At 34.8% G+C, this 16,439-nt stretch carries 13 protein-coding genes and 2 pseudogenes; 4 read left to right on the forward strand and 11 right to left on the reverse strand.

Annotated elements, in window-relative coordinates:
- Positions 1-6 precede the first annotated feature (6 nt).
- The gene (locus tag M1G05_RS05835) at positions 7-483 is read left to right on the forward strand and encodes a glutathione peroxidase (protein ID WP_247953337.1); all 477 of its coding nucleotides are present in this window, start codon (positions 7-9) and stop codon (positions 481-483) included.
- A gap of 142 nt (positions 484-625) precedes the next feature.
- Here M1G05_RS05835 and M1G05_RS05840 read toward each other — a convergent pair whose 3' ends face one another.
- The 10 genes and pseudogenes from M1G05_RS05840 to M1G05_RS05885 all read right to left on the reverse strand — a co-directional run bounded on the left by M1G05_RS05840 (position 626) and on the right by M1G05_RS05885 (position 10,890).
- Entirely contained in the window at positions 626-919 is a 294-nt protein-coding gene (locus tag M1G05_RS05840; protein ID WP_049544876.1) for a DUF5960 family protein, read from the reverse strand.
- On the reverse strand, positions 912-1,274 hold the full coding sequence (locus M1G05_RS05845) for a hypothetical protein (protein ID WP_247953338.1): 363 nt from the start codon (positions 1,272-1,274) through the stop codon (positions 912-914). The genes M1G05_RS05840 and M1G05_RS05845 overlap by 8 nt, the downstream gene beginning before the upstream one ends.
- A complete protein-coding gene (locus M1G05_RS05850) occupies positions 1,271-2,686 on the reverse strand; it encodes a Y-family DNA polymerase (protein WP_247953339.1) in 1,416 nt (471 codons plus the stop codon). Before M1G05_RS05850 ends, M1G05_RS05845 begins: the two co-directional genes overlap by 4 nt.
- A gap of 3 nt (positions 2,687-2,689) precedes the next feature.
- Positions 2,690-3,376, reverse strand: a complete 687-nt coding sequence (locus M1G05_RS05855; protein WP_000284677.1) for an XRE family transcriptional regulator — start codon at positions 3,374-3,376, stop codon at positions 2,690-2,692.
- Positions 3,377-3,747: 371 nt separating this feature from the next.
- Positions 3,748-4,227: pseudogene (locus tag M1G05_RS05860) on the reverse strand (POT-type proton-dependent oligopeptide transporter); the annotation flags it as partial.
- Positions 4,228-4,423: 196 nt separating this feature from the next.
- The gene (locus M1G05_RS05865) at positions 4,424-6,637 is read right to left on the reverse strand and encodes a glycoside hydrolase family 31 protein (protein WP_247953340.1); all 2,214 of its coding nucleotides are present in this window, start codon (positions 6,635-6,637) and stop codon (positions 4,424-4,426) included.
- Complete coding sequence (locus tag M1G05_RS05870; RefSeq protein ID WP_247953341.1) at positions 6,634-7,278, reverse strand: DUF624 domain-containing protein; 645 nt, start codon at positions 7,276-7,278, stop codon at positions 6,634-6,636. The genes M1G05_RS05865 and M1G05_RS05870 overlap by 4 nt, the downstream gene beginning before the upstream one ends.
- A 205-nt stretch (positions 7,279-7,483) precedes the next feature.
- Positions 7,484-9,049: a type 2 periplasmic-binding domain-containing protein gene (locus tag M1G05_RS05875; protein ID WP_004256278.1), complete on the reverse strand. Its 1,566-nt coding sequence runs from the start codon at positions 9,047-9,049 to the stop codon at positions 7,484-7,486.
- 9 nt (positions 9,050-9,058) lie between these two features.
- Positions 9,059-9,955, reverse strand: a complete 897-nt coding sequence (locus M1G05_RS05880) for a carbohydrate ABC transporter permease (protein ID WP_000870790.1) — start codon at positions 9,953-9,955, stop codon at positions 9,059-9,061.
- A 17-nt stretch (positions 9,956-9,972) separates the two neighbouring features.
- Entirely contained in the window at positions 9,973-10,890 is a 918-nt protein-coding gene (locus tag M1G05_RS05885) for an ABC transporter permease (RefSeq protein ID WP_084925876.1), read from the reverse strand.
- A 201-nt stretch (positions 10,891-11,091) separates the two neighbouring features.
- On the opposite strand from M1G05_RS05885, the gene M1G05_RS05890 reads away from it, so the two are divergent.
- The 3 genes and pseudogenes from M1G05_RS05890 to M1G05_RS05900 form a co-directional block, all read left to right on the forward strand.
- On the forward strand, positions 11,092-12,762 hold the full coding sequence (locus M1G05_RS05890; protein WP_084925875.1) for a sensor histidine kinase: 1,671 nt from the start codon (positions 11,092-11,094) through the stop codon (positions 12,760-12,762).
- Entirely contained in the window at positions 12,743-14,281 is a 1,539-nt protein-coding gene (locus tag M1G05_RS05895) for a response regulator transcription factor (RefSeq protein WP_084925873.1), read from the forward strand. The genes M1G05_RS05890 and M1G05_RS05895 overlap by 20 nt, the downstream gene beginning before the upstream one ends.
- 354 nt (positions 14,282-14,635) lie before the next feature.
- Positions 14,636-15,001: pseudogene (locus M1G05_RS05900) on the forward strand (tyrosine-type recombinase/integrase); the annotation flags it as partial.
- A gap of 395 nt (positions 15,002-15,396) precedes the next feature.
- Here the strand turns inward: M1G05_RS05900 and M1G05_RS05905 are convergent.
- Positions 15,397-16,439, reverse strand: a 1,043-nt coding sequence (locus tag M1G05_RS05905; RefSeq protein WP_247953342.1) for an SIALI-17 repeat-containing surface protein, incomplete at its 5' end; no start/stop codon positions are given.

Here is a 16,439-nt window from a genome sequence, read left to right on the forward strand (position 1 = left end):
CAAGTAATGACTTCACTATACGATTTTTCAGTCTTGAATCAAGACAATCAAGAAATCTCACTAGATGCCTATCGTGGGAAAGTTCTCTTGGTTGTCAACACTGCTACTGGATGTGGTTTAACGCCCCAGTACCAAGGACTTCAAGAACTCTATGATCGCTATCAAGACCAAGGTTTTGAGATTTTAGACTTCCCTTGCAATCAGTTTATGGGACAAGCACCAGGCAGCGCAGAGGAAATCAACACCTTCTGTAGCCTACATTATCAGACCACCTTCCCACGTTTTGCCAAGATAAAGGTCAACGGTAAGGAAGCAGATCCTCTCTATGTTTGGTTGAAAGACCAGAAATCTGGCCCACTAGGAAAACGAATCGAATGGAATTTCGCTAAGTTTCTCATCGGTCGTGATGGGCAGGTCTTTGAACGCTTCTCTTCAAAAACAGACCCAAAACAAATTGAAGAGGCGATACAAAACCTACTATAATTCACAATCTCACTATGATTAGGTTTCCTTTAGCCTAATGAATAGTGAGATTTTTTGATAAGCTTTGACTTAAATAGAAAAACACCCCATGATATGAACCATGAAGTGTTGTAAAAATGATACATTCATAGCAGACAAGGCACTACTGACTGCTATTCTTGACTCCTGAGTATGTATAGGTCCTATTTCTAGGACACGCTTTTTCCGTTACCACCCTAAAATAAAAACGATGCTCCCGCCCATCCTTGGCATTTTCCTTGTTTAAGACAAAGTAGTTTTTCTGATTCATCGCCATGGTTCGTAGGATGTCATCAATCAAGAAAGTCAAGGGTACGTTCATGGCAGAGTATTTTTGAAAATCCTCTTCAAAACGAATATAGTCATCTGAAAAATAATCCATCTGCAGTTTGTTTTCATACAGCTCTTTTCTAGTCATAAACTCCATCCTCCCACAGTCGAATTTCGAGGATATCTGCAACCTCTATCAACCTATATCCCTCGTTTGTCCTAATAGATAGAGTCTGATGTGATAACTCTCTCACCTCACCGATGATAGCCGCCTTCTGCCTCTTTTCCTTAACCACAAAGAATCCCTTTAGCTGGCTAATATAAAGCTGAGAAAGTAAATGTAGTTTCTCAACTGGATCCAAATCTATCGAAAAATCAACACGGCTTTTTTCTTCACTGAGCGAACTGGTGTGTTCTGAGAGGTAAAATCCCATCCACTTCTGCATACCTGGATCTTGATAATCTCGCGCAGATTGAAAAGGTAAATAAGAACGATCAATCATTTTAATCCATCTAATCCTCCAGCAGAATGTCCCCCAATCAGCTTGCTTCTAGCAAGACTCCTAGAGGCTTCTTCCAGTGCATTGGCCTTTAAGAGAGAAGTGAAACCAAATTGTTCCCGAATGGAGTCAATAGCCGTCTGGAGCCTTTCTTCTTTTTCTAACTTGTCAACATCATCAAAGAGAGATATCAAACCAAAGGACTCGTCTACAAAGCCTGAATAGTTTACACCGACACTTCTGACTGCTCCAGAAGTGTATTTGTTATGAAATAATTTCAAAACATAATTCGTTAAGACAGCTGTATTATTGGTCGGTTCGACCTTCATTTGTGTGTGAATAGACGACCTGACTTCCTGTTTAGAGAAACCGACATAGATAGAGACAAGGGTTGTTTTCTTTCCAGACCTTCTCAGTCTAATAGCCACCTGCTCCGCCATTTCTCGGAGAATAATTTCAATATCCCGTAGCTTCACGTAGTCTCTCGGCAAGATTTGAGAATTCCCCAAGCCCTTGGATTTGGCTTTATAGGGCTTATGAACATTGCTCTCATCAATCCCGTTGGCATGAAACCACAAACGCAGACCAGCCTGACCCAGAGCTTTCTTTAGCTGGTCGGGATTGCTGGTTGCCAATTCCTTGATGGAAAAAATTCCCAGAGCATGCAAGCGTTTCTCCATCCGCCTGCCAATCCCCCAAAAATCCGTCATCTTAGGGATTGCCCAGACCTTCTCTTCCACATCCTGGTAAGACCAGTTGGCCCTCATGGTCGGAGTGTGCTTGGCCTCATTATCCAGAGCCAACTTGGCCAGTAAAGGATTGGCATTTGACATACCTACTGTAGAGTAGATTCCTGTCTGCCTCCAAATATCTCTCTGAATACGAGCAGATAGCAAATCCAGCTTGTCTTTGCGAGAGAGACTCTTATCTGGGATGAAATAGTTGAGCGAACTAGTCAGGTCAATAAAGCCCTCATCGATAGAGTAGGGATAAATATCATCTGGACTGCCATAGTTTTGAAAGATTCGCTGAATTTCCATATTGACTGCGATGTACTCATCCATTCTAGGTGGCACAATCAAGGTCACTTGAGCCCAATCTTCGATGTAGCGAACATAGTCCGAGTCAGTCGGTAGCCCTTGCTTTCTAGCATTGTAGTAGGAAAATTTTCGCGTTTTGATATCAAAAGGCAAATCATAGGCTCGACCAACATTTGACTTGCCAAAAATCTTCTTAAACAGGGGAGAGGAGGCTAGGATAAGACCAGTTGAATTATCCGCACGACTCATGACACAAAGCGAGGTTTTCAGCGGATGTAAGCCCCTTTTCACGCACTCAACACTGGCATAAAAGGATTTCATATCGACAAATGCAATGTCACTTTTGGGCTCTCTAGAATAATCAAAGTAGCCCATTGGCTAGCCCTCCATCGGCACAAAGTTCCCAACGATAATCCCCACAATCCGAGGATCTTCCTCATAGGAGATGAAAATATCCTTATATTTAGGATTGATAGAGACCAGACGCAATCCATTCTCCTCTCGATAGACCCGTTTGATATAGGTCTGGTTGTTGCAAACCACTGCATAAACCGCTCCATCATAGTCAAATCCTGTCTCTCGAATCAGAGCTACTGAACCATTTTGGTATTTAGGTTCCATGGAGTCCCCAGACACCCATGACGCAAAATCATGAGCCAACTCCTCATTAAAGTAAACCGTATCAAAATTCTGATCATCATAGACCGAAGCCCCAATCCCTGCTGACATGCGTTCATAAACACGGTACTCGTAGAAGCGCTCTGGCATAGCTGTCACTTTTTGAGCTTGCTCCTCTTGAGATAGGTTACGAGCATAGAGAACAACCTTCTCCTGCCCTTGCTTGGAGAGGCTATGGTAGAGACGGACAATCTCGATCTGAGTAAAATATCCTTTGGGTACTTTTAAAATGTTCTCTAGCTGGACTACCTTCTCCTTGGACGGTTCCTTGACTCCACGTTCCCAAGCTGAGTAAGCCTGGAAACTAATCCCAAGTTGCTCTGCAATTTCCCTCTGTGTCAGTTTTAACTCTTTCCTCCGAGCCTTTAATTTTTCTGGCTGATACATACTTCACCTCCTATTATGATGATTTAATGGACATTATCTCCCTTAGAAAGACTAATCGATGCTTGAATCCATATTTTTAAAACTCAACCAATTTGGTTTAGTTTTATTATATAAAAAAAGTAGACAAATGTCCACTAGGAAAAGCAGAAACATCGTGAGTTTTATACTCAATGAAAATCAAAGAGCAAACTAGGAAACTAGCCGCAGGCTGTACTTGAGTACGGCAAGGCGACGTTGACGCGGTTTGAATTTGATTTTCGAAGAGTATTAATCAAACTAAAAGGACCTAGCCCTATACAATACAGAACTAAATCCTTTGAATGAATAATTGATCTAACTTTTAAAATCCCTACAGAAATTCCAGTTTTTCTCTATTTGATACCAGACATTAGTTTTTCAATACGCGGAACGTATAAGAGTAAGATAATACTGAATACAATCGTAATTCCTCCAACAATTCCATAGTAAGCAACTTCAGTTTCGCTTGTATAAAATTTTACAATTTGAGCATTGATAGCTTGGGCAGCTGCATTACTCAAGAACCAGATAGACATCATTTGTGCTTGGAAGGATTTTGGTGCTAACTTAGTAGTGACTGATAGACCAATCGGCGAAATCAACATTTCCCCCACAATCACAATAGCCCAACTCATAATCAACCAGAAAGGACTGACCTTAACATCTGTCCCAAAGAGCATCCCTGGTAACATCATCCACAAGAAGGATAAACCTGCTGCTAATAAACCGTAAGCAAATTTCTTAGAAGAGGACGGTTGCTTTTTACCCATTTCCCCCCACAACCATGCAAAAATCGGCACATAAATCATAATGAAAAGTGGATTAATACTTTGAGAAATCACCTTTAAAAATTTGCTCCTGTTTAGTTTAAAAATGTTTCAAACCTTAAAACATACTTATCCTTTCCTCTTCAGTAAACAAAAAACATCCCTATGCCAAACTTGTAATTACTAAAATACAAGCCAATAAGCATAGAGATGTAAAACTGTTACACATTAAATAATAGAAATTGTGTACGAAATTTCTCAATTAGTTTTCGCTGGTAAATATCATTTCCAACAAACGCCCTCTCAATTCCTTATCCTGATGATGCAAGATATTCATTAACTCATGAGAATTTTTGGCATTGATGAATTGATTTAACAATCTATCTTTTAATTCATATGGAAGAGAAGCCGTCTTTAGTAGTCTAAAAACTTCGTCATTTAGGGATGTCCTTTTATGATCTTTCCATTCAAATCTAGCTGTATCATTCTTATTTGGCAATTCAATTATAGACACATTCGTTCCTTTAAAATGAATTATATGCCTTCTATTACTTGGAACGATACTAGAATCTCCTTGTAATGCTAACTCTACCATCCCCATTTCCCAGTCGATTGATAATCTTGTTTTATATCTTTGACCATTTTGATCTTCAATCATTTCAAAAGAATGTTGTTTGCCTGGGAATACATACCAATCTACAACTTCAGGTAAATCAACACCCATATCTATCTCAAAACCAACCAAGGGAATGATTGCACCACTTTTTGCAAACACAGGTATAGTCGAAATGTCTCTATAAACACTTAACTTCACACCACCTGTGTACTTTTTCTCTGAAAAGAAGTCATACCATACACCTTCAGGGAACCATACATCCACTTTTGCAGATTGGAATGCCAAATCCATCTTTTCTACAATGGGAGCCACCATCAGTTCTGTTCCAAAAAAGTATTGATTTGGAACATTATAACTCTCATCATTCTCTGGGTAGAAATAATACATTGGGCTGATTAATGGGGCACCTTCCTCGTGTGTCTTTACATTCATGGTATATAGATATGGAATCATCTGATGTCTCAAACGAAGGTATTTCTTCATAATCTTAGATGTTGTTTCTGAAAAAAACCAAGGTTCTTTACTATTAAAGGGACTTCTAGAACTATGTAAGCGAGTAATCGGACTAAAAACACCAAACTGTAGCCATCTGGTTTGTAGCTCTTCGTCATAATCCCCCAGCATGTGCCCACCGATATCATGACTCCACCAACTATAACCGATATTAGATGCTGTTGCTGTAAAATACGGTTGAAATCTTAAGGAATTCCAACTAATAATAGTATCCCCTGAAAAACCAACAGGGTAGCGATGACTACCAGGACCTGCATATCTTGATAAAATCAAACCACCTTCTGCATTTTTACAACTATCCTGATAGTGATAATGGTTTAAAAGCCAAAGTGGATCCAACATGCCTTGAGTCCCTTGTTGCCAGTCAATCCACCAAAAATCTACTCCTTGCTTTTCTAGCTCATAATGAACATCTTTAAAGTAGGCTTCCCTAAAATAGGGATTAAAAAAATCAAAAATAGCAGGTTCTTCTAGTTCTACATTTAACCCCAATCGTTTTGCGACTTGAGGATAAGCTTCTTCATAAGCTCGTATACCATCAGCAGGATGGACATTTAAGGAGAGTTTTAACTTTCTATCATGAAGTTGTTGCAATAACTGTTCTGGATTTGGTATTAAGTTTCTATTCCAACTATAGCCTGTCCAACCACTTCCAAAACGAGCTGGAATTTCAGTTATATGCCAATCCATATCTAACACACCGATAGATAATGGAATTTTCTCTGTTTTAAATCTGTCTATTAAATCCAAGTATTCATCTGACGTATATGGCCAATACCTACTCCACCAATTTCCTAAAGCATATCGTGGCAACAAGGGTGTTGAACCAGTCAAATGGTAAAAGTCTCTGATTGCTCCTCTATAATCATGCCCATAGGCAAAGAAATAGAGGTCAATTTGATTTTCTCTCTCAATATAACCAGACTGTTCATCCCAAATAAATCCTTGAGAATCATCCAATACGGCTATACCATTTCGGCTAATAATTCCATCTTCTAACGAGATTGCTCCATCTGCCTTATCCAGAGTCCGAGCTGTTCCTTTTAACGTTTCAATAGATTCACCAAAATACCAGCGACTACCATATACGGCAAAATTTCCTTTTAATTCTATAAATAAATTTTCGGGGTTAAATTCTCCTTTATTAAAGTGCAGATGAAAATAGTCCGTCATAATATCTAGTACGTTTGATGTCTCTATATAATCTAACGAAACTTGACCAAAATCTCTATTATAGATAAGTTGTGTCGTTCTATCCTCAAAACTTCCAGTTTGAGAGTATTCTAACCTTACTAACTTGTCTGTTAATACAGAGATTCGATAAAACTCTCCCTTAAAAATTTTCAATTTGTTTCCCTCCTTTTATTAAATCTCTTTACTTTATCAAACATTTTATTCGTTACCATTACATTCATCAATCCACAAAAAGCAAATCCTCCAAATGTAAATACGTAAATAGCTGTTAAAACTCGTTCTGGACTACTAAAACTCATATACAGTACAGAAATATTAAATAAAACCAAAATGATAGCTTGCATTGGATTTAAAATACAAATTAATACGCTATTTACAATACTATTTTTTAGATTATCTTTAAATAGACCAATATAGGGAAAAACAACACTCATAAAAAGTATTATAACAAATAAAAAGGGCAACACTAACAATAAACTATACTCTGAAAGTAAACTTGAATAGCCCCAAAGACAATAGTTCACATATAAAAGTAATTCTATTAGGAGGATAAACAACCAAATAAAAGTTGATTGTTTAAAATTTTGTCTAAAGATCCGAAAATAATGATAAGCAATATCGGTATCTTTACCTTTTAAAATACGATACCACATTGTCGTAAGAGAAGTTAGTGATGCCCCAATTGTAACTATTGGAATACAACTAACAATAAATAGAGTATTTAAAATAATTAAATCTGTCAAAAAAGTTAAAATTCTAACCATTTTTCCATCTAATGAAAATAATTTTTGCATAATAGATATCTCCATAAAATCGATTGTCTTAACTCTATATTTTAGAATGTCAGTTGTACAAAAATATTACCTAAATTATTAAAAAAATATTTCCAAATTTCTTTAAAAATTAGAATAAAGGAAGCGAGATAATTTGATGTTATCAGTCTCGCTTCCTATAAATGGCTAGTCCCTTGTTCATACAACCAAGAGTTCATATAAAATATTACTCTTTTACTTCTTTTTGGTAACGATTATATGCTTCCTGTTGAATCTTCATAAATTCGTCCAATCCCATATTCTTAAGAGTTTCTTTGTATGAGTCCCATTCTTTTTCTATGCCGCCTTCAACTACCCATTTAGATGCTTGTTGTTTGACATAAGATTCAATACTCACATAGATTGATGATAATTTGTTAAGTTCTTCTTGTGAATAAATCACATTAGGGTAAGCTGGTAACGCAAATTGTTTCAAATCTTGGTCCATCTTCAATTTCAATCCATCACCTTGTGTTTGATCGATTTCTACGCGACTATTGATATCATCGCTTACGTATTTAGGACCAAAATCTCGAAGTGAATTAATCCATGCCCATTCATCAGCTGATTTACCATCTTTAGGAGGTAACACTTTAAACTTATCACCATTCTTTTCAGTAGCTATTCCAAATGATCCATAGAAATTCTGAATACTTGCTTCATCTGTATATAATTTATCCAACCATTTCAATAATTTAGCAGGGTTTTTGCTCTTATTTGTAATCAAAATTTCATTTCGACCATAGTTGTAATGATCTGGATCAGAAAAGACATATTGTTTACCATCCATACCTTTTAAAGCAGGTAGAGCAATATACTCACTTGAATGTAAGCCAAACGTTGCATCTGCTGTCCAACCACTAGAAACACCTACTCTAGATACTCCCTTATCCATACGTTTTGCTACACTCATAGAGGTATCTTCTGTAAAGATTTCCGGATCAATCAAACCTTTTTTATAAGATTCGTGCATTGCTGCAATCCCTTGTTTATAACTTTCTTCTGTACGAAGGTAGACTGGTTTTCCATCTTTTACAGACATTTCATATGTATTATCTGCCCCTAAACGATTATTGAACGGAAGAATATATGAGAATGTTGGATCAAAGTTTCCTGCTCCGAATGGAATTTCATCAGAAGCGTCTCCATTTCCGTTCGCATCTTTATCCTTAAATTCTTGTAGTACTTTTACTAAATCATCATAAGTTTCTGGAACCTTTAATCCTAAATTATCCAGCCACTTTTTATTAATAAATAGCTGATTAGCTACAGTAGGACGCATCGGTAATTTTTTAGGTAGACTGTAGATATGACCATCTGGTGAAGTAATCATAGCTTTAATCTTAGGTTCTTTCTCCATAGCCTTAGTTAAATTTGGCATGTTTTCTTTGATTAAATCTTCCAATGGAATAAATAAAGATTGGTTCTGAGCAATTTCTGAATCTGTAAAAGCATTTGAACCTAAAAATGCATCTGGTAAATCTCCACTAGCAACCAACACAGATTTCTTATCTGCCCAATCTGCAGCTACAAGTGTATCCCATTTAACATCGATACCTGATTCTTTGGCAGAATCAGTTAGAAAACCTTTATGATAATCTTCCCCCCAGTCAGACCAACGAACAGTTGTGATTTTATAAGAATCTTCTCCAGACTTATCATCCTTATTCGCATTATTAGAATTTGCACAGGCTGTTAAGCCAGCAAGTGTAACTGTTCCTAAGAACAAATATGTAAATGATTTATTTTTCATGTTTTTCTCCTATTCTTTCAACGCGCCAATCATTACGCCTTGATTAAAATATTTTTGAACAAAGGGATATAGCAACATTATCGGAGCGGTTGAAATAACAATTGCTGCATATTTCATCATATCGGCTTTGATACGAAGATCTGATGCAACTTCTCCTGTTGCTTGCGATTGTAACATTTGATTACTAATTAGTAAACGTCGTAAAATTAATTGCAATGGTTGTAAATTTTCATTCGTTAAATAAATTAAAGCATTAAACCACGAATTCCAAATACCAACTGCGGTCCAAAGTCCAATAACTGCTATAATAGCTTTTGATAAAGGAACGACTATCTTAATAAAATAACGAATTGTACCACATCCATCAATTTGCGCAGCCTCCCACATCCCGTCTGGAATACTATTATTAAAGAAAGTTCTAGCAACAATAATATTGTATGATGAAACCGCAAAAGGTATTACCATTACCCAAAATGTATCAATTAGGCCAACATTCTTTACTGTTAAGTAGGTAGGAATCAAGCCACCTGATACGAACATAGGGATTATGTATAGAATACTCATCCATTTTCTACCAACTAATTCTTTTCTAGATAAAGCATAACCAGCTGGAATATTGACTACTAAAGCAACTAAGGTACCAACAACAGTATATAAAATGGTATTTAGATAGCTACGTAAGAATAAAGGTTGTTGAATAAGACGTAAATATCCATCTAATTTCCATTCTCTAGGAATAAACCATACCTTTCCATTTGCAACATCTGAAGGATTACTAAAAGATGCAATCACTACAAACCATAACGGATAAACAATTAACAGGATAAGGAAAATTGCTAAACCATAGGTAACTATATCAAATAATAATTCAGAGTTTGTTTTTCTTGATTTATGAAACCATTTCACCTTGAGCACTCCTTCCTTTAAAAAAGACCCGTTCTAGTATATCTTTTCGAGAACCAGTTAACAGATAACAAAATTATTAGATTGACTACGGTGTTAAATAACCCTATAGCTGTCGAATAACTATACTGAAAGTTCACCATACCAACTTTATAAACATAGGTCGAAATTATCTCACTTCCTGCTAAATTAAGTGGATTCTGTAGTAGTAACACTTTCTCAAAACCTACACTTAATAAACTACCTGCTCTTAATATTAGTAAAATCATAGCAGTTGGCAAAAGTAATGGTAATTCTATATGCCTAATTTTTTGTAATCTAGAGGCACCATCCATAGTTGCAGCCTCATAATATGTAGGATCAATTGCAGAAAGCGCTGCTAGATAAATAATACTATCCCAACCAATATGTTGCCATACATCACTCCAAACATAAACACCTGCAAAATTACTAGGTTTTGATAAAAAATCTGGAATAGTAATTCCAACAGACTTAAATACATTCGCTAACAAACCACTAGTAGGAGATAAAAATAATATAATCATCCCACACATAACCATTGTAGAGATAAAATGGGGTAAGTAAGTTGTCACTTGAAATATTTTTCTAAATTTCCCAACTCTTAACTGATTACTAATTATAGCTAGTATAATAGGCAAGGGGAATCCTACTACAATACTATAAAGTGAAATTTTTAATGTATTGAACATAGTTGTCCCGAATTGGAATGATGAGAAAAACTGAGTAAAGTACTTAAATCCTACCCACTGACTAGCAAATATCCCATTGGCTGGTGAATAGTCTTTAAATGCAATAATTAGTCCCAACATGGGAATATAGGAAAACAAAATTAATAGCAATATTGAAGGAAAAAGCAATATATATAACGGAATACTATGCTTTAATTTTATTTTATGAAGTTGAGATACTACTTTCATTTTTTTCCTCCTATCTGATTTTCTACGATTATTTTACACCGTATAGAATTCCCTTAATATAACTTTTTGGACTAGGTTTATCAATTTTTCAGTTTATCATTTCTAAGAACTATTACTTTTCCGACATCTCGATAAAACATATCTGTTTTGTACATGATATCGTATTTTCAAAGTGATATAATTTAAATACGAGGCTAGTATATGAAATTAAATCGCGAGTTATCAAAAAAACATTCTATTCATTTTTTCTTTAAACTCCTACTTGTACTACTATTGATAAATATTTTAATCAATATTGCTATGAGTAACATAACCAGAAATTTTATTAAAAACCAAAATATAGTACACTTACGTAGTTCAATTGAAATTTATGCTGACTCTGTTAATGAAAAATTACATTCTGCAGAGAGGTTTATGTATTCAACAATAACGCATAATGAATCTTTAGAGAAATTAAATCATGTACAAACGTTTCTTGAGTATCAAGAAAATCTTAAAAAAGTTCAAACTAGCTTTACAGAGTTTGAATATCAAAATGAAACTCATATGACATTCTTATTAGAAACCGATAGTACTGATCATTTTATAAATGTCTCCAATCTTTATATTCCATATGAAGATTATTTACTGTTAAAAACATATCTAAAATCACTAAGTAGCGATATAAGTGACCGTAAGTGGAAAAATGTAACTACTAAAAACAGCGAATACTTAGTTAAATCTGTTCATTACGAAGGAAAAATCATTTATGCCGTCATATCTTCAGAAGATATCCTAAAACCTCTCAATAAACTTAATATTGGTAATAATGGTAAACTCTCCCTAAAAGAGCCTAACAATATACCGTCCTCTAATTACCTAATTCATGCCCAAAATGAAAAAACGCATTTACCTTTCGATATTTATGTTTTAGTCGATTATGCCGAAGTCTTTAGAAATATCACACTCTTAGAAGTATTTTTATCAGCCGTTCCTATCATTATCACAATTTTATCAATCATCATTATCCTGTATATTCGTCAGTGGATGATTAAACCTATAACAAGACTCACTGAACGGCTCTCTCAATTTGGGGGCTCCATCCCCCCTTCTGAATTTTTTATATCTGAAGGTATACTAGAAATTGATAAGGCAAATGATAAACTTAATAAAGTAATATTTGACATGCAAGAATTAAAAATACGGGAATACCATTCACAACTAGAACTTAAGAAGATAGAACTTAATTATCTTAAGAACCAAATTCGTCCGCATTTCTACTTAAATATGTTATCAATGATTCATAGTATGCTTCAAACAAAAAACTATAAGGAAATTGAAGAGTTAACTATCCTAACTTCAAATTATCTCCGTCATTTATTTATGGCTAATCAAGATTTTTCAGAACTTAAAGATGAAGTTCAGCATATTAGAGATTATTTAGAAATACAACGAATTCGATATGGAAATAGCATCTACTTTTCACTAGACTACAATGATGACCTACAAAATACTCTTGTTCCATCGTTACTGTTACAAACATTTATTGAAAACACAATCAAACACGGTTTTTCATTTCAGGATTTATTTACAATTTTGCTATCGATAAAAAAAGTAAAAACTGAGAACTCAGATTATATTCAGATTTGTATCGAGGATAATGGTCCAGGTTTCTCTGAAGAAATTTTATCAAAACTAAATCAGAAACAGTCTCTAATAACAGAAGATGGACATCATATCGGGATCACAAACACCATCGAACGTTTAAATCTTCTCTATCCCAACGACTATACTATTACATTTGAAAATAATGAAGAAGGTGGAGCTAAAATTCTTTTACTCATTCCATACAAGATTATAGACGGAGGTTATAATGAACATTTTATTAGTTGATGACGATCGCTTTATCATTGAGGCTTTACGAGAGAAAATAAATTGGGATAAACTACACATTGACATTGTTTATGTTGCCTATAGCCTCACTCAAGCTCAAAATATTATTAGAGAGCATCCTATTAATCTCATGATAAGCGATATAGAAATGCCTCAAGGCAGCGGCCTCGAACTCTTATCTTGGATTAGAAATGAAAAATATGATATAAAAACAATTTTTTTAACTAATTACGCCGACTTCAACTATGCTCAAAAAGCAATTGAATTGCAAAGCTTCGAATACTATCTAAAACCCATTAACTTTGAAAAATTAGAATTTATTATTCAAAAAGCCATTAGTAAAATTGAGAATCATAACTTAAATGGAAAAAATGATTCGCTTTTACAAATAGAAGATAATTTCTGGTATGATTACCTTAGAAAACCTCAAATTTCTCGCATTGATGAACTAGAAAACATAGCGAGCAAACAAGATTTTATTCTTAAAAAACACCAGTATTTTTTCCTTGCAGTTTTAACAATTAATCTTAATGAAGAAGATTATTCTATAGAAACTCCATCATGGACTTCTCAACTAAAAAGAGAACTTCAAAGAATTTCACAACCTTCTTATAAACTGATAAGTTTGTTTAAGATGGAAAGCCAGGTTGATCAATATGTTTGTCTTTTTAGAGTAGACTCATCAAAACGTAGTGACAAATTAGCATGTGAGATTCATTCTCAAATTTCTAATAACTTTAGTAAATACTCAAACATTATATATAAGAGTTGCCATAAAATATCCGATGTTTTATTTCATACCAAAGAACTCTACACTTATAATGAACAGTATGTCTCTTATTGGAATACTATTATATGTGTTCCACATAGTTTCCCAACTTCTTTCAAAACAGAAACTCTTTCAATTACGTTTTTAGATAGCTTAAGCGAATATGAATTAAGAGAAAAAATTAATTCACTCGTCTATAATTCTCAAATCCCTACTTTCACGCTACAACAAATTTTACTAGATTGGACTCAACAAATAGGAATATATCTAGATCAAAATGGAATTTCAGCACATAAATTATTCCAAAATAGCACTCATGATTTCTTATTCCAACGACGCTTTCATTCAATTGAATCATTTCAGGATTACTTTGATTATTACTGGTCACATGCTAAGAAATTTGCAACAAACATTGAAAACCAGAAAAATAGTATTCAACGCATCGTCGAATACATAGATCATCACTACTATGAAGATATAAATCGTTCTATATTAGCAGATATGGTTTATCTCAGTGCAGATCATTTAGCTAGAATTTTTAAAAAAGAAACTGGAGAAACTCTTGTTAAATACATAACGGATAAGCGCATTAATGCTGCTAAATCTCTCCTATCCCAAACAAATATCTCGATATCACAGGTATCTTGTCAAGTAGGGTATGATAATTATTCTTACTTTACTAAAATTTTTAAACAAAGGACTGGACTTTCTCCTGGAGATTACCGTAAAACATATCAAAATAAAATGTAAGCAATTTAAATCATTGAAATGATAAGTAAAATTCAAGATTTGTAGTAATTTTTGAAATTCTACAGTTTTTCCAAAGATAAGTTAAATGATAATTTTTTAGATTATCATCAGCACAATATCTTTCAGTCCAACATAGCTCCAAAAATTTCTTTAAAATTGTTGATAAGGCAACTTCTTAAAAAGTCAGTTTGAAAAGAAAATCCAGTAAATATTTCTAGGATAAAACGTATACTATCAAGCTTTTACTGAACAACCTTGATCATATGCGTTTTATTATGGAAATATTTGCTTCATTTTCTCCTGAAATAGAGTTTATTCTATCCTATTTTCTCTTTTTCTAATGACTTACTTCAGGTTCTTTCCTCTTGGAAAAAACAACAAAGATATGAACTAGCAAAGTTTGGCATCATCAGTAATCCAGAACAATTTGTTTTTACATATATCGACACAAAAGGAAACATCAACAAGCCTTTACATGCTGACCATCTAAACAATAAAATGAAAAATATCAGAAAGCGATATAAAGAACTAGCACATGTTACACCTCATAAACTGCAACATACAGGAACGACACTTGCAAAACAAGCAGGACTCTCACTCGAAGCTATTTCAGAAGCTTTAACTCACAGTGATAAAGAAGTAACTAAGACTTATGTCAACACTTCAAATGTCATTCCAATGGCTGTTGGAGAGATTGCTTATCGCAATCTTAAAAAGTAATGGTGTGAATTTTACTAAAAATCATCAAAAAAACACCCCATGGTGTGAACCATGAAGTGTTGTAAATGCTGTATTGTAGCTGGTTCTTAACGTTTTGAGAACTGGCTAGCTTTACGAGCTTATATCTTAAGATCTGGTTTTTCTACATTATGATATTTATGGTAAATTATCACTGAAATCAAGTTCTTTTAAGAGATAAATCCTCAATTTTTACATATATAATCCTTTTAAAAATCAAGAGGTTATCACTTTTTAGTTTTCGGAGCTTATGTAGTTGAGAAAGAAATACAATAAAATTAATAATACAACATCCCCTAACAATTACTGACCGTTAGGGGATATTTCTATTCACCGAATATATTTTACATTCTTGTATTCATTAACTTCGTCAAAGATCATTCTTCGTCTTCTTTTTTACTTAAAATGAAGAAGCCTAATCCAAAAAGAATTGAACTTGTTGCTACAGATAAGAGTCCTAAACTATTTGCCGTACCAGTTTTCGGCAAGGTTGTTTGAGTTTCTTTCTGTTTCACTTCATCTTTTTCTGGTTTAGCATGTGTTTCATTTGTAGAAATATGAAGAGCATCTGGAGTCTGTTCAGGTTTCACATTATCATTTGTTTGAGTTACTCCTGAAGAGGCAACTTTTCTAAAGATATGTGTAACTACTTCTCCATTTTCATCTACTTCAGTTCTTACAAATTCATAACCTTCGATTTCACCATGTTCAAATGCTTCATTTTCCTCACCTAATACTTTAGGAGTTTTCGCATCTGCTGGTTTCAACTCATTACCGTTTTCATCAACCCATTTAGTAATAATCAGTTTAACTTTTGGTAATTGAGCTGGTTCTGGAAGTTCACCATTTATAGCAATGTTCCCATTAAACTCTGAGAACTCATGAGTTGGTGCATCCGGTGTACTTGTTCCACCCATAAACTCAGGAATATCTACACTTGGTGGTATGATGAGGTTTCCATTTCCATCTACACCAGTCGATCCAATTGGGTCTGTGTATTCTGGCACTTCACTTATTGGTGCATCCGGTGCGTTTACACCTCCTGTGAAGTCTGGTGCTTCTGGTTGTGTTTCTGGAGTGCCTTTAGCATTTATTTGACGGACAGTCAGCTTCACTTCAACTTCTTCGCTTGTGCCATCTGGGTAACGAACGATCACTGTTCCGGATACTTCGCCTGGTTGTCCTACGGCTGTATTTGGTGCGCCATCTTTCCATTCAAACGTTGTTTTCGGTGGTAAGCTGTCCACATTGCCAATGCTGTTTCTTGCTTCTGGTACTGCTCCATTGTCCACTGTTTGGACTGTTGGTTCTGGTTTGTACGTGTCTGCTTGTCCTTTGACATTGACTTTCACTGGAACTTCTTCGCTTGTTCCATCTGGGTAGTGGACAACGACTGTTCCATCTACTTTTCCTGGTGTTT

Origin of the sequence: Streptococcus mitis (assembly GCF_023109515.1) — a bacterium.
Taxonomy (GTDB): Bacteria; Bacillota; Bacilli; order Lactobacillales; family Streptococcaceae; genus Streptococcus; species Streptococcus mitis_CS.